General features: G+C 36.2%; 14 protein-coding genes. 8 read left to right on the top strand and 6 right to left on the bottom strand.

Annotation, left to right across the window (positions count from 1 at the left end):
* Positions 1 to 4 precede the first annotated feature (4 nt).
* Complete coding sequence (locus COL05_RS05185) at positions 5 to 739, top strand: amino acid ABC transporter ATP-binding protein (protein WP_001970173.1); 735 nt, start codon at positions 5 to 7, stop codon at positions 737 to 739.
* Positions 740 to 790: 51 nt separating this feature from the next.
* On the opposite strand, the gene sasP is transcribed toward COL05_RS05185, so the two are convergent.
* Positions 791 to 994 carry a small acid-soluble spore protein, SasP family gene (gene sasP, locus COL05_RS05180; protein WP_000013338.1) on the bottom strand — a complete coding sequence of 68 codons (204 nt, stop codon included), beginning with the start codon at positions 992 to 994 and terminating at the stop codon, positions 791 to 793.
* Positions 995 to 1350: 356 nt separating this feature from the next.
* On the opposite strand from sasP, the gene COL05_RS05175 reads away from it, so the two are divergent.
* Entirely contained in the window at positions 1351 to 1596 is a 246-nt protein-coding gene (locus tag COL05_RS05175; protein WP_098667832.1) for a hypothetical protein, read from the top strand.
* A 16-nt stretch (positions 1597 to 1612) separates the two neighbouring features.
* Here COL05_RS05175 and COL05_RS05170 read toward each other — a convergent pair whose 3' ends face one another.
* Together COL05_RS05170 and COL05_RS05165 are read right to left on the bottom strand one after the other, a co-directional pair.
* The gene (locus COL05_RS05170; RefSeq protein WP_098667831.1) at positions 1613 to 3073 is read right to left on the bottom strand and encodes a YheC/YheD family endospore coat-associated protein; all 1461 of its coding nucleotides are present in this window, start codon (positions 3071 to 3073) and stop codon (positions 1613 to 1615) included.
* Positions 3074 to 3093: 20 nt separating this feature from the next.
* Positions 3094 to 4146 carry a YheC/YheD family protein gene (locus COL05_RS05165; protein ID WP_098667830.1) on the bottom strand — a complete coding sequence of 351 codons (1053 nt, stop codon included), beginning with the start codon at positions 4144 to 4146 and terminating at the stop codon, positions 3094 to 3096.
* Positions 4147 to 4280: 134 nt separating this feature from the next.
* Here COL05_RS05165 and COL05_RS05160 point away from each other — a divergent pair, with 134 nt between their 5' ends.
* Together COL05_RS05160 and COL05_RS05155 are read left to right on the top strand one after the other, a co-directional pair.
* The gene (locus tag COL05_RS05160) at positions 4281 to 5417 is read left to right on the top strand and encodes a DUF445 domain-containing protein (protein ID WP_142337356.1); all 1137 of its coding nucleotides are present in this window, start codon (positions 4281 to 4283) and stop codon (positions 5415 to 5417) included.
* Between the two features lie 141 nt (positions 5418 to 5558).
* On the top strand, positions 5559 to 5915 hold the full coding sequence (locus tag COL05_RS05155; protein WP_098667828.1) for a YlbF/YmcA family competence regulator: 357 nt from the start codon (positions 5559 to 5561) through the stop codon (positions 5913 to 5915).
* A gap of 42 nt (positions 5916 to 5957) precedes the next feature.
* On the opposite strand, the gene COL05_RS05150 is transcribed toward COL05_RS05155, so the two are convergent.
* The gene (locus tag COL05_RS05150; RefSeq protein ID WP_098667827.1) at positions 5958 to 6578 is read right to left on the bottom strand and encodes an NDxxF motif lipoprotein; all 621 of its coding nucleotides are present in this window, start codon (positions 6576 to 6578) and stop codon (positions 5958 to 5960) included.
* Between the two features lie 17 nt (positions 6579 to 6595).
* A complete protein-coding gene (locus COL05_RS05145; protein ID WP_098667826.1) occupies positions 6596 to 7156 on the bottom strand; it encodes an HAAS signaling domain-containing protein in 561 nt (186 codons plus the stop codon).
* Positions 7157 to 7557: 401 nt separating this feature from the next.
* On the opposite strand from COL05_RS05145, the gene alsS reads away from it, so the two are divergent.
* The gene (alsS, locus tag COL05_RS05140; RefSeq protein ID WP_098667825.1) at positions 7558 to 9246 is read left to right on the top strand and encodes an acetolactate synthase AlsS; all 1689 of its coding nucleotides are present in this window, start codon (positions 7558 to 7560) and stop codon (positions 9244 to 9246) included.
* A 16-nt stretch (positions 9247 to 9262) separates the two neighbouring features.
* Positions 9263 to 10021: an alpha-acetolactate decarboxylase gene (gene alsD / locus COL05_RS05135; RefSeq protein WP_098667824.1), complete on the top strand. Its 759-nt coding sequence runs from the start codon at positions 9263 to 9265 to the stop codon at positions 10019 to 10021.
* Positions 10022 to 10214: 193 nt separating this feature from the next.
* On the opposite strand, the gene COL05_RS05130 is transcribed toward alsD, so the two are convergent.
* Positions 10215 to 10832 (bottom strand): DNA-3-methyladenine glycosylase, encoded by a 618-nt coding sequence (locus COL05_RS05130; RefSeq protein WP_098667823.1) that lies wholly within the window; start codon positions 10830 to 10832, stop codon positions 10215 to 10217.
* Between the two features lie 134 nt (positions 10833 to 10966).
* On the opposite strand from COL05_RS05130, the gene COL05_RS05125 reads away from it, so the two are divergent.
* Complete coding sequence (locus tag COL05_RS05125; protein ID WP_098667822.1) at positions 10967 to 11839, top strand: Cof-type HAD-IIB family hydrolase; 873 nt, start codon at positions 10967 to 10969, stop codon at positions 11837 to 11839.
* 393 nt (positions 11840 to 12232) lie between these two features.
* The coding region (locus tag COL05_RS05120; protein ID WP_373605312.1) for an MSCRAMM family protein at positions 12233 to 15786 on the top strand (3554 nt) is incomplete at its 3' end.

Below are 15786 nucleotides of genomic sequence, written 5' to 3'. Positions count from 1 at the left end.
TTTTATGATTTCAATTCAGCACTTACAAAAAAGTTTCGGAGATAATACCGTACTAAAGCATATAGATTTATCAGTTGAGAAGGGGGAAGTTGTTGTTATTATCGGGCCATCCGGATCTGGTAAAACGACATTTTTACGTTGTCTCAACGTGTTAGAAACGCCGAACGCTGGTAGTATTCGAATCGGTAATAAAGAACTCGACTTCTCTCAAAAAGTAACGAAGAAAGATATTGTCAATCTTCGTACACAAACAGGTATGGTATTCCAGCACCATAACTTATTCCCGCATTTAACAGCACTTCAAAATGTAATGGAAGGGCTCGTTACAGTGAAAAAGATGGGGAAAGAAGAAGCGAAGAAGAAAGCGAACTATTTCCTTGAAAAAGTTGGTTTAGCAGATAAAGTGGATTTATATCCTTTCCAATTATCAGGCGGACAACAACAGCGCGTTGGAATTGCTCGCGCGCTTGCGATGGAGCCGGAAGTGTTACTATTTGATGAGCCGACGTCAGCACTTGATCCTGAACTCGTTCAAGAAGTTCTGAAAGTAATGAAGGAACTTGCTAAAGAAGGTATGACGATGGTAATTGTAACGCACGAAATGCGCTTTGCACATCAAATTGCGAACCGTGTTATCTTCATGGATGGCGGTGTCGTTGTCGAACAAGGTACACCAGAAGAAGTATTTACAAATCCAAAAGAAGAACGTACGAAGAAGTTTTTACAAATGTTACAATAAATGAAGGAAGGTCTCAAGGCATATGCCTTGAGACCTTTTTGCCATATATATTTATTTGTGGAATCCGCCAAGGCTTTGCTCAGCCATTGCAACTAGACGTTTTGTAATTTCGCCACCAACAGAACCGTTAGCACGAGCCGTAGAATCTGCTCCTAATTGTACACCAAATTCTTGAGCGATTTCGTACTTCATTTGGTCGATTGCAGCTGTTGCTCCTGGTACTACTAATTGATTTGAAGAATTTTGGTTTGCCATAGGAATATATCCTCCTTAGAGTTATAAAAATTTTTTTTGGTTGGACTAGCTGGAGTTGAACCAGATTATCGCCCCGTTTGGCGCTAATCCATCGGTAATTAAGTTTGTACTCATAGTATGGATGTTACCTAGAAAGATATACGAAATAATAATTTGTAAATTTTGTAAAAAATCTTAGTGATTTCGTAAATTATGAAATAAGAGTAATCGTTGTATTTTTTAGAAAGAAGGTAAAACTAAGAGCGATATGAAATATATTTTTCTTTTTGTATCCTGCTATTTTGAGGCAAATGTAAGTAAGAATGGGGCAAGCCGCTCCTATACGTAGCTAGATACAATTATATGGAGGAATCGTGATGGGAATTTGCCCGCTTTGCAACGCATTAGAATCACAAACATATTCTTGTCAAAATTGCCAAGGTATACTCCAAGATTACGGGAAAACTGTAGATTACATAGACGATTATAGTGCGTATATGGATCAAGAATTATTAAACGCAGTAGATGGTTTAACACATAATAATTCACAAGAATACTGTAATCATGTTTTTTATTGCGGGATGTGTAATGTGGAAACAGAAGTTGTAGTGAAACTTGTGTAAATAGAAAACTTCCACCTTATGAATGAGGTGGAAGTTTTTGTTTTCGTATTTGTGAGTGAATCATAGGGGACGGGATATGCTCAGTACTTGAGGGGGCCTCTGATTTTATTTGAGACATTTTTTCCTTTGCATCGCGCAAAGAATGTTCAGTTAAGTAGATGGCATATTCGTAAAATAATTGGCGCGTTAGTTCACTCTGTTCTTTTAACTTGGCATCTTGGAATACAGTTCGCCCAGGTTTAGAGTTTGCTTCAAAGAGCCACGGGTTTTCCTGCATGTCTAAACCGATATCAAAACCGATCTCTCCAATGTTTCCAGTTACTTGTTCATCGAGCGCATAACTAATTTGTAAGGCTGTATGTTTTAATTTATTTTCAATTTGAACTTGTTTCGTTGAATCTGGAAAAAGTTCTTGAAGTAATTTTGTATCACCGCCGCTATTTACATGCGTTGTTAAACTACCTTTGCCAGCAATTTTTGCGACGATTGCACTGACCATCCATTGGCCAAAATGATTTTTGTTTGTATGAATGCGAAAATCAACAGGTTGCCCATCGAAGCGAAGTAAGGAAATACCTTGTTGTACGATGAACTTTTTTAAATCATTCCCTTTTAACACATGGTTTAGAAGTGTTTCTAATGATTGATACTTTCTTAGTTTGTTTTCTTCATTTTCGCGATAACGACAGTAATAGCAATTCTCTGCTTGAGAATAAAATAGTTGATGAATATTTCTACCGAAGCTGCCGTGAATTGGTTTCATGTAAATCGATTTATACGTTCCGAGAAATCGTTCAACTTGTTCGAAGTGCTGAAATGTTTCTGTGTTTGGTAATAACGGCATAATGGATTTATCTTTCATAAGAAGTTGGTGCACTTCCCATTTATTAAAAAATCCTGGGTTAAACCATGGAATCGCATAGTCATGCTCTAATTTTCTTTTTGCTCTTACGATTGGTTTATAATTTTCGGCTTTTCGATTTGGTAGTCGGTCGTAAATGACATTTGGGAAAGGCACTTTTTTCTTTATCCATTTTTCCTCTTGAAAGAAGTATCCTTCAATTGTTTCATCTTCCCAGTCTATATGTTGCACACCAAAAACGAATACAAATGGTCGCAAAGTGAATGGGGGCGTTAGTAACTCGCCAAGAGAAGTTGAACGGCTTCCTAAAGGATTAGAAGAGTCATCGTTAAAACCAGTTGTAAAAATCCCGATTAAAGGTCCGAAAATAATGGTTTCATTTTGAGTGAATGCATGGATGGTAGTGGATTGAGGAAGTAACAGTTTCTCTGCAATTTGTTTTCCGATAATGATCTCACGAGTAAAGGAATAATGAATCTTCACCTCTTCACTGGCAACATGGCGTATGCCGAAGGAGAGGGATGTAATCGGTGGTGTAATGGAAAAAATATAAGGTAAAGTAATACTATTTGGATGCTCATCTGAAATGTTTAATGTATATATGTGCTCTTTCAAAATGAAATTACCTCCTTTCATTATGGTGTAAAACGACTAAATTTGAGTGGTCCGTGATATATTTTCTCCGCTAATGCATCACTATGACGAATGTAATGTTCGTACGGGGGAATCGTGTTGACATACATAAGCCAAATGGCCCCTTTTTGATCCATAATGGTGGAAAGCTCTAGCTCGAATAAAGAAGAATAAGATTGATCTAATGTTTGAAACACTTCATTTATAATGTCATGTAAAGCATCTTGTAATAACTGTACCCCAGTACTAGATAGTACGTATTTAATTTTTGAAAATGAATGCAGCGAGGAATCATCCGTTACCGAAAATAAAAGTTGATTTGGAAATGAGCTTTTTTGTATAAATTGACCGATCACGTTCCAATTCTGTTCTTTATTTTTTTGTAAAATGGTTCGAATATGGAGCGGGTATGTTAATTGATTTGGTGGTTGCAGCATTGTATGGGTGATGTAACATGCTGATCGTATGTTACGTTTGTACCAAGATATAAATTCATCGGTTCGTTTTATTTGAGCAGAAGTATGATAGGCGTCATTGATCGTATCGATATGAAAGGTCTTATTTTTATAAGCGACCCGGTACAGACTTTCATTGGAATGTGTGTTAGTAGGACGTATAATAATATCTTTTGTTTTTAATAACAGTTTGAAAACGTTTTGTATGGTCGCTATTTCAAATTTTGGTATATAAGGAGATAATTTTTTGTTTGTGAGAAATACATCATGTAGTTTGCTTAAGTCAATGAGTGTGTTATTTAAAAAGGTAGTGGTAGGACGGTTGTGTAATGAGTGAATAATTGATTTTGCTTTTTCGAAGTTTGTTTCTTCGTTAAAAGAAGAACGATCGTATATATAAGAAGGAATAGGGAATATTTGCTTTTTCCATTTTCCTGTATCCGTATCATAAATCAGACCAGAAATAAGATCTGTTTTAGGATCAATACCAAATGGCGTAAACTGGGCAACGACATTATGATAAAGCCGAGCGCGTTTAGCGATTTCGGTGTAATACGTTTGCTCATAATGAGGGTGAGAAGTTAAAATACCGAGAACCAACGAAATCACTCCTTTACTAACAAAATGTTGGCACAATAGGCGAAGCTATATATTGCAAATACGTTTTTATACCATTATACTTTTGTCCGTATGATGATATGCTATAGTTTTGGAGAAGCGAAAGGTTGATTGCAATGAATATATGGTTAAGTATGTTAACGACGACAGGGCTCGGAGCGATTATTGGAGGATTTACAAATCATTTAGCGATAAAAATGTTATTTCGTCCTCATCGTCCTATTTATATTGGGAAATTTCAAGTTCCATTTACACCAGGATTAATTCCGAAGCGCCGCGATGAACTTGCGGTTCAATTAGGAAAAATGGTTGTCGAGCATTTGTTGACGCCAGAAGGAATCGGAAAGAAGTTAACGAATGAAGAGTTTCAAAAAGGTTTAATCCAATGGGCACAAGTAGAAGTGGATAAAGTAATAACGAATGAACAATCACTGCGACAAATGTTAGAACAATGGAACGTAGCACATGTAGAAAAAGAGGCAACCGATAAAATTGAACATGTGATTACAGAAAAGATTGAGGCATTTTTAGAAGAGTACTATACATATACATGGGAACAAGCCTTACCTCATTCTGTTCACGAGAAAATAGAGAATGCGATTCCAAATGTTTCGGCATTTATTTTAGGGCGAGCAACTCAATTTTTTGAGAGTGAAGAAGGGAAGACACGTCTTTCAAAAATGATTGATGATTTCTTTGCTTCTAGGGGAACATTGCTTAATCTAGTCGGAATGTTTTTAGGGAATGTAAGTGTAGTGGATCGTGTGCAGCCAGAAGTCATTAAGTTTTTAGGGCAAGAAGGTACGAAACAGCTTTTAACTGATGTACTGCAAAAAGAGTGGGAAAAGTTAAAAGGAAGAGATGTAAAAGAAGTAGAAACGTTTGTAGAAAAAGAAATGATTGTAAGCTCCATATTGTCTGTAGTTAAAGTTGAGGAAACAGTAAGTAAATTTTTAAATCAATCTGTGCAGCAAGTATGTGAGCCAGTTCGAGAAACAATTATGGAAAAGGTAGTTCCAAGTGCAGTAACGAAAGGCTTGAAGTGGGGAGCAGAAAACGTAGCGAGTATACTAAATAATCTCCACTTGGCTGAAATTGTCCAGCAAGAAGTCTCCACATTTTCAACGGAGAGACTAGAAGATTTAGTGCTGTCCATTACAAAAAATGAACTAAAAATGATTACGTATTTAGGTGCCTTATTAGGCGGTATGATTGGAATTGTGCAAGGATTATTACTGTTGTTTCTTAAATAATAAGGTAAGTACATAGAAATAAAAGTGAAATTTCTTCACATCTCTTGCATAGTTTGATATGGTAAGAAGAGTGCGTATGTAAATGCACTGAAAAGGCAGTGCGCATGACAAGTGCTAGCCTTCTAAAGGAGGAAAAATAAAATGACAAAAAACATTCATGATGTTGCATATGAATTACAAAAAGCAATCGCTGAAAACGAAGATTTCCAAACATTAAAAGCAAGCTACGCAGCAGTACAAGGTGACGCAGCTTCAAAGAACTTATTCGATGAGTTCCGCACAATGCAACTTGGCCTACAACAAAAAATGATGCAAGGTCAAGAAATCACTGAAGAAGATAACCAAAAAGCACAAGAAGTTGTAGCTCGCATTCAACAAGATGCTAAAATTACAAAGTTAATGGAAACTGAGCAACGCTTAAACGTTGTAATCGGCGACGTTAACAAAATTATCATGAAGCCACTTGAAGAATTATATAACGCGCAACAACAAGCGTAATAAAGGAAGACGCCCCTCGGATAGGGGTGTCTTTTTTGTTTGTTATTTGTGGAAATAATCTGTTGCAATATTCTTCTCCTTCAAAAACTTTTCAATTTCTTTTTGCTTCCTACCATTCACTTTCTCAAAGCGTTTTGTAAAAGAAAAATCAGTTTTGAATAAGTTACCATCTTGAGCGAGTTTGTCTAATTCTTGCTCTAGTTCTACTGAAAGTGCCGTAGAAGATGAAATGTAATCATGAATTTCCTTCGAAGGTTGTTTGTAATCATCAGGGATCGTATTGTTGCTAATAAAATGATGGAAGTTCGCATCGTTTTGTTGCGCTAAATCTACTAGTTGTTTTAATTTCTCCCGATCGGATTCCGTGACTTCCTCGTCAGACATGGCTGATGAAAGTGGGACGATGTTTTCGTATAACTCTCCGCTATAATCTAAATACGTTTTTATATTTTGTTTCATTTCATCTTCATTAATCGTTTCATTCTTTTTTGAGGAAGTGAATATAGTTTCTGGAATTTTAACCGTAACATCTTTAATAGATTGTACATCGTCTAATTTATCATATCTTGTATCATTTGCTTCATTAGATTGTGTATCGTGTGAACAAGCTGATAGCAATAAAAATGTAAGTAATATGAGTGGGTATAAAATATACTTTTTCATCTTAATCTCCTTTTGTATTAGTATCTTTGTAAAGTAGCTACATTCCATTTCAAGTACGTCACTAAAGCTGCGTATAGATGTTTTATCATTTGATAACATATGACGGATATGAGTAAACCGCTGCAAAAAGCGATGAACACATTATAAACATCGGAGTAACTGATTTGATGAAACCCTTTGAAAAATCCTAATCCTATTAATAAAATAGGTGAGATGATTAATAATGGAGTAGCAATGATAAGTGCTAGAATAATAGGTAATAAAAAGAGCAATACGAAAAAGGCGATAATGATAAAGGTAAAGTTTAAAACACTTAAGCTCATAACAGAAAATAGTGCAGTTATCATATTTTTGAAGCTTCGTTTCTTGTCAGCATTGCTTATTGCATAGGAAACATTCAGTTCTTTCGCGATCGTTTTAGGGTTTCCTAGTTTTCTAGCAATTTCTTCTTCACATTTCCCATCTTGTTTACCACTGATAAAATGAGTTTCATACTCCGAAATAATATCTTTCTTTTCTACATCGGGCATATTCCGCAGAGAGGAACTAAGTTGTTCCAAAAATTCATTTTTGTTCATAACAATCACTTTCCTTTATAAAATGATGAATTACATTTGAGAATCCTATCTTTTGAAAAGGGGAATACAAATCACAAAGTGTGTTCCAATTAATGGGTATTCCAATATTTACAAATATATCATTTGCTAGTGTTCTTTGCAAGGTACTGTTAAGATTTTAATACTGTAACGAGATGGAAATTTCTCGTACATTTTTAGAGAATTTATAAAAATATTATTTTAGGATAAACAAAGGGTTGTAAGCGTATTCCTTACTGTTTGTTAAAATAATGTCAAATTCATATTCTTGGAAAAATAATGCATTTGTACTATAATGATAAACGATACTTCACCACGTTAATTAACTAGGTGAAATTAAAAAATCTTTATTACACACATTATGAAATAAAGGAATGATTAGTTTGAGTACAGATGTAAAAGCAAACGACGTGAAGACAAAAACAAAAGGAGCAGATCTTGTTGTTGATTGTTTAATTAAACAAGGTGTTACACATGTTTTCGGTATTCCAGGAGCGAAGATTGACTCTGTATTTGATGTACTGCAAGAAAGAGGACCAGAGTTAATTGTTTGTCGTCATGAACAAAACGCAGCATTTATGGCAGCTGCTATTGGTAGATTAACAGGGAAACCGGGCGTATGTCTTGTAACTTCAGGACCAGGGACATCAAATTTAGCGACAGGTCTTGTTACTGCGAATGCGGAGAGTGATCCCGTTGTTGCTTTAGCTGGTGCAGTTCCGCGTACGGATCGATTAAAACGTACGCACCAATCTATGGATAATGCTGCACTATTCGAACCAATCACAAAATATAGCGTAGAAGTAGAGCATCCTGATAATGTGCCAGAAGCATTATCAAATGCATTCCGAAGTGCGACTTCCACAAATCCAGGCGCTACTTTAGTAAGTCTGCCGCAAGACGTTATGACTGCGGAAACGACTGTAGAGTCTATCGGTGCGCTCTCTAAGCCACAGCTTGGAATCGCTCCCACACATGATATTACATACGTAGTAGAAAAAATAAAAGCAGCGAAATTACCGGTTATTTTACTCGGTATGAGAGCGAGCACAAATGAAGTGACGAAAGCCGTTCGTGAATTAATTGCGGATACAGAACTTCCTGTCGTTGAAACATATCAAGCGGCTGGTGCCATTTCACGTGAGTTAGAAGATCATTTCTTCGGCCGTGTTGGACTATTCCGTAACCAACCAGGTGATATTTTACTAGAAGAGGCAGATCTTGTTATTTCTATCGGTTATGATCCAATTGAGTATGATCCGAAATTCTGGAATAAACTTGGAGACAGAACGATTATTCATCTTGATGACCATCAAGCAGATATCGATCATGATTACCAACCAGAGCGTGAATTAATTGGTGATATTGCCTTAACAGTAAATAGCATCGCAGAAAAGTTACCAAAACTTGTGTTAAGTACGAAATCAGAAGCAGTGTTAGAAAGATTACGCGCGAAATTATCAGAACAAGCAGAAGTTCCAAATCGTCCTTCAGAAGGTGTTACGCATCCACTTCAAGTGATTCGTACACTTCGTTCTTTAATTAGTGACGACACAACCGTTACATGTGACATCGGTTCCCATTCTATTTGGATGGCGAGATGTTTCCGTTCTTATGAACCACGTAGATTATTATTTAGTAACGGCATGCAAACGTTAGGTGTTGCACTTCCTTGGGCAATTGCTGCTACTTTAGTAGAACCAGGTAAAAAAGTAGTTTCCGTATCAGGTGACGGTGGTTTCTTATTCTCAGCGATGGAGTTAGAAACGGCGGTACGTTTAAATTCTCCAATCGTCCATCTTGTTTGGAGAGACGGCACATATGATATGGTTGCATTCCAACAAATGATGAAATACGGCAGAACATCAGCTACAGAGTTTGGCGATGTTGACCTTGTGAAATATGCGGAAAGTTTCGGGGCGTTAGGTCTTCGTGTTAACACGCCTGATGAATTAGAAGGGGTATTAAAAGAAGCATTAGCAGCAGACGGTCCTGTCATTATTGATATTCCAATCGACTACCGTGATAACATTAAATTAAGCGAAAAATTATTACCAAACCAATTAAACTAATGGAGGCAGATTTGAGATGACTGTTGCGCAATTAATGGATATTGATGCAAAAAGAACGAAAACGAGTAATGAAGTATATCAAACATCTACAATGCTTGCGCTATTAGATGGTATATATGATGGTGTGATTAGCTTTGAGGAATTGAAAGAACGTGGTGATTTCGGCATCGGCACATTTGATCAATTAGATGGTGAAATGATTGCATTTGATAACGAATTTTATCATTTACGTTCAGACGGTTCAGCAGAAAAAGTAGAGCCAGAAGAAACAACACCATTTGCGACTGTAACGTTTTTTGAAAAAGAAATGAGTTATACAGTAGAGCGTCCGATGAATCGTGAAGAAGTTGAGGCATTATTACATGAATTAATGCCAAGTAAAAACTTATTTTACGCGATTCGAATGGACGGTACATTCCGTGAAGTAAGAACGAGAACTGTTCCAAGACAAGAAAAACCGTATACACCGCTCGTTGAAGTGACGAAATCACAGCCGATCTTTTCGTTTAAAGAGACAGAAGGTACGCTTGCTGGATTTTGGACACCAGATTATGCGCAAGGCATTGGTGTAGCTGGTTTCCACTTACATTATATCGATGATGAAAGAAGCGGAGGTGGACATGTTTTCGACTATGTTGTTGAAAACTGTACGATCCAAATTTGTCAAAAAGCTCATATGCATTTAGCACTTCCAGAAACAGCTGACTTTATGGCAGCTGAATTATCAAGAGAAAACTTAGAGGATAATATTGCGACTGCGGAAGGTTCGGAGTAAAAGGAGAAGACTGTTCCACTTTGGAACAGTCTTCTTTTATTTGTCGGTAAGTCGATATCGTTTATCCCGCTTTAATGGGCAGTAAGATCCCCACCTCAAAATTCAGCGAAAGCAAAGAAGTTAGGCGGGGGATCAACTGCCCATAANNAATCAGTGGGGGATGAAGACCCTCCCCACTGATTAAAGTTTCACTTTATTTCTTTGAAACAAACGGATGCCCCTCATAATAAAAACGCCACGGATAATGTACAGCTTCTTCTGCATAGTCGATGTTAATACGAGGTCCTGCTGTTATTTTATATTGTGATGATAGCTGTTCTTCTTCTGGGACGAGTTCAATATGTAATGTATCACTTTGTAAGGATACACCTCGTTCTTCTAAAGTAATTCCGAGGGCACGGCATAGTTTGCCAGGGCCGTTCGTTAAATTTTTATACTGCGCTTTTGTAATGTCGCTTTTGTTGTAGCGTGCGAGTTTTATTTCTTCGATTCCATCTACTGGCTCAAGGGCTCGAATGAGAACACCTTGCGGGGTGCCAACTGGCGCTGTAATGACGTTAAAACAATGATACATACCATAAATCAAATATACGTAAGCATGTCCCGGTGCACCAAACATGACTTCTGTACGGTCCGTTCGTCTACCTCCGTAACTATGTGCTGCTTTATCATCGGGACCTTTGTATGCTTCTACTTCTACAATGATTCCGCTTCGTTTTACTCCGTCTACAATATGTACAAGTTTCTGTCCGAGTAATTTCTTTGCGACTTCTAACGTATCGCCTTCATAAAAGGAAGGTGGTGCCTGCATTGTACTATCTCCTTTGCTAAGTGTATATGTATATAGTAAACCAAATTTTCAGTAGTAATTCTAACTCGTTCTATTTGCTACATTTATTTCATAAATTATGGATAGAGTACAACAGCGAAGAGGGGGAGTGCGACATGATTTATCGCTTACTAGCTCTTAATATAGATGGGACACTACTATACAACAACGGAAAAATTGCAAAAGGATTACGAGAAACAATTGAATTTGTGAAAAGAAAAGATGTATACGTTACATTATTTACGAACCGTAATTTTCAGTCTGCTCATAAAGTAGCAAAGGCGCTAAAATTAGATTCTATATTAGTGACACATGGCGGTGCTTTCGTTTCAGCAACGTTAGATAAGCCGTATGTTCAAAGAAGATTATCGGAAGAGAAGACGTTTAACATTGTGCAAGTGTTAGAGCACTTCGATTGTAACGTCCGCATTTCTCATGAACGGTTTTCAATCGGAAATCGTGAGAGAAATACACCAAACTTAATTGCGCGTACTGTATTATCAAGCGCGGATCCATTATTTTATCCAGTTCAATTTGTAGACTCGTTAGGTGATGCGCTTCGTGATCATCCAGTAGCGGCGCCAAAAATTGATGTTATTTTCCAAACGAAAGGTGAAAAAGAACGAGGGCTCCATACATTAAGAAAAGCGTTCCAAGATTTAGAGTATGTTGAGTGTGATTCAAAACGAATAGAAATTTTGCCGCAAAATGTATCAAAATTACGTGGATTACAATTGCTTGGAGAGCATTTAAATATTTCGCTAAACGAAATGGTTGCGATTGGAGATAGTCTAGAAGATCTAGAAGTAATTGAAAATGTAGGGCTCGGGGTAGCGATGGGGAACTCGCCTGTGGAGTTAAAACAAGCGGCTGACTGGATTACACGTTCAAATAGTGAGAACGGTGTAGAGTATATGATTAAAGAACATTTCCGTAAGCAATTCCCGCTTCCATTTTTGAAAAATCATAAAAATACACCGAAACGATGAAAGAAAAACGTAGCTTTTTGGCTACGTTTTTTTGTTGAACGTATTAAAAGGAATGAAAACGTTTTAAATTATGAATTGTGTATGAAATCCATACAATTCACTTGAATACTCTGGGAAACTATTGTAGAGTGAATGATGTTGCCAAAATAGTTACACCATATGAAATATTCTCCAGGTTAATGTTGTTGAGCTCCATATGCAAAAAATACTTCCGCATGTTAGTTTCGTTCACGTATTATCTCAAAAATGAATTGTAGTAATTTTATTAAGCAGTTGTAGAGTTTCTTGTTTTTATTTAAATGGATGATTTTAAGTTATTGTGAGTAAGGCTTGGTACATAGGAAAGATGCTTTTTGTTTGGTTTTAGGAAGTTTAAAAGGGGGAATGAATTTCTTGAGGAAATCATTTAATCAAAAAATAAAAAAATTAAGTAGTAGTTTTATAGTTGTGTTACTAGTATGTATGAATTTTTTAATCCATTTACCGTATAAAGCAGAAGCAGCTACAACAGAGTTAAAAGGTTTAGGTGATGTATCTTATTACAATGCAATCATTTTTGGAGATCATAGTGCAACGAGTGCGGATATTGAGGGTGCGATGGCTGTTCAAAAAAATATGAATGCATCAAGTTATACAGTCGTAGCGGCTGCAACTGGAGCGAATAATTTAGCTGGAGCGACATGGGTAGATGAAGGATATCCGTCATTATTACTAGGCGGTCAATTTACGAAAGCGGGAACAGGACAAGTAATTATCCAAGATGGAACAGTGGCTATGACAAAAGATGGTGACCCAGAAGGTGCAATGAAATCATCATATGACCGTATCTATTATAAAGAGCAAGCGGAGATTGATGCTAAATTTAAAGAGTTTAGAAAAGACGTTAATAGTGTAATTGAGGATGCGGGTCAATTACATACTGATAAACCAAAACCGGGTATGACCTTTGGAATCGGTGAAGATGTAAATAATTCTAATATTTATGTCTCTTCAGGATTAGAAGGGCAAGAACCATTCAATGTAAAGGATGTTTATCTTCCAAATGTAAATAACAAAGATTTTATTGTTATTCATTCAGATGCAGAAGAAGTTAATTTTGGTGGCGGTGCAATCCTGTATGATACAACAGATAAGGGCGGGTTCACATTAGTTAATACATCTCAAGCATATGACCCTAATTCCTTTTTTACTGAGTTAGCTAGTAAAGTCATTTGGGTGTTCCCTAATGCTAAAAAGATAACAACTAAAGGATATGGTGTAGTAGGAAGTGTATTTGCGCCTAATGCAGTTGTAGAGACAAAGGGTGGCTCTATTAACGGACAAGCCTTTGTTGGTGGATTACACCAAAGAGATGGATTTGAGGTTCATAATTTTAAATTTAACTGGCCAAAGTGGAAAAAGCCGGCTGCAGAAAAAGGAAATTTACAAATTAAAAAAGTTGATGAAAACGATGAAAACATTGTTTTAAAAGACGCAAAATTTGATGTTATAGACAAAGATAATAATGTTGTGGCTACTGTTACAACAAACGAAAAGGGTATTGCGGAAGTTAAAGATTTACCATTTGGTGATTATTTTGTAAAAGAAATTAGTGCACCAGAAGGATATATAAAAGTTGATACACCAGCAAAAGTAACAATTGATAATACAAACATAATTGAATTTGTTGTGAAGAATACGAAAAAAGTAGAAAATGGTCAATTTAAATTATTGAAAAAAGATAGTGAATCTGGTCAACTTTTACCAGGTGCAAAATTTGATGTTATAGATAAAGATGGGAACGTTGTCGAAACAATTATTACAGATGGTAAAGGTGAAGCTTTATCAAAACAACTTCCAGTTGGAACATATACATTAAAGGAAATTGAAGCACCAAAAGGTTATGAACTATCATCTAGTTTAGTTCATGTTAATGTAGCTGCTAATAAAACAGTGACTGTAGATGTGTTGAATAAAAAAATTGTTGAAAAAGCTACAGGTCAATTTGAAATCGTAAAAGTGGATGCAGAAGATCAAGCAAAAGTATTATCAGACGCAGAATTTGAAGTGTACAAAGATGGTAAAAAAGTAGAGACGTTACGAACAGATAAAACTGGTAAAGTAATCTCTCAGAAATTAGAGCCAGGAACATACACATTAAAAGAAACGAAAGCACCACAAGGATATAAGTTGTTAAAAGAAGAAATTGAAGTCGTTGTGGAAGCAAACAAAGTAGTAGAAGTACAAGTAGAAAACGCAAAAGAACTAGGAAGCTTACAAGTAATCAAAAAGGATGCAGAGAGTGGAAAAGTTCTAGAAGGCGCAGAATTTAGACTGAAGAACGAAAATGGTCAAGTAGTTGGAGAAGCGAAAACAACGAATAAAGACGGCGTTGTGAAATTCGAAAACTTAGTGCCAGGTAAGTATACGTTAGAAGAAACGAAAGCGCCGGAAGGTTATAAAGCAGTAGAAGTAACAGTCGAAGTAAACGTAGTAGCAAATGAAGTAGTAAAACAAGAAGTTATGAATGAAAAAGTAACAGGTCAATTTGAGATTGTAAAAGTAGATGCGAATGATAAAGCGAAAGTATTATCAGGTGCAGAATTTACAGTATATAAAGATGGTAAAAAGGTAGCGGAACTGAAAACAGATGAGAGTGGAAAAGTGATGTCACCAAAATTACCATTAGGTGAATATACAATGAAAGAAACGAAAGCACCAGAAGGTTACAAGCTTTCAAATAAAGAATGGAAAGTAACAATACAAAACGAGAAAGAAGTAGTAAAAGTAGAGGCGGAAAACGAAAGAATCTTAGGTTCTCTACAAATTATTAAGACGGATGATAAAGATCAAGCGAAACGTTTAGCGGGCGCAGAATTCACATTGAAAGATGCGCAAGGGAATGTTGTAAAAGAAGGAATTACAACAGATAAGTCTGGAATTGTTAAAGTAGATGGACTAGTGCCTGGTGAATATACGTTAGAAGAAACAAAAGCACCAGAAGGTTATGAGTTAACAAAACAAGTAATTCATGTAACAGTTGATGGTGAAAAAGTTATTGATGTAAAAGTAATGAACAGTAAGAGTCTTGGTCAATTTGAAATCGTAAAAGTAGATGCAGAAGATAAAACGAAAGTATTATCAGACGCAGAATTCGAAGTGTACAAAGATGGTAAAAAAATAGAGACATTACGAACAGACAAAACAGGTAAAGTAATCTCTCAGAAATTAGAGCCAGGAAAGTACACATTAAAAGAAACGAAAGCACCACAAGGATATAAGTTGTTAAAAGAAGAAATTGAAGTCGTTGTGGAAGCGAACAAAGTAGTACAAGTACAAGTAGAAAACGCAAAAGAACTAGGAAGCTTACAAGTAATCAAAAAGGATGCAGAGAGTGGAAAATTTCTAGAAGGTGCAGAATTTAAGCTGAAAAATGAAACTGGTCAAGTAGTTGGAGAAGCGAAAACAACGAATAAAGACGGTGTAGTACAATTCGAAAACTTAGAGCCAGGAAAGTATACGTTAGAAGAAACGAAAGCGCCGGAAGGCTATAAAGCGTTAGAAGTGACGGTAGAAGTAAATGTTGTTGCAAATACAGTAATAAAGCAAGAAATATTAAATGAAAAAGTGAAAGAAAAAATTAAAGGTCAAGTAGAAATTACAAAGGTAGATGCTAATGATACAAATAAAAAATTAACAGGCGCAGTGTTTGAAATTTTGAAAGATGGAACAAAAATAGACACATTAACATCAGATGAAAATGGTAAAGCAACTTCGAAAGAACTAGAGCCAGGAGATTATGTTTTAAAAGAAGTTCAAGCGCCAGAAGGTTATGAGTTATCTGATAAGGAAATTAAATTTACGATTTCTAATCAAAAAATTGAAGTAGTAAAACTTCAAATTACAAATGAAAAAGAAACAAGCAAAGGTCCAGAGAATCCAGGTGAGGAAACAGAAACACCAGGTGG

The sequence above is a fragment of the Bacillus sp. AFS059628 genome, from assembly GCF_002571225.1.
GTDB lineage: Bacteria > Bacillota > Bacilli > Bacillales > Bacillaceae_G > Bacillus_A.
This window is presented reverse-complemented; position numbering and strand designations above follow the sequence as displayed.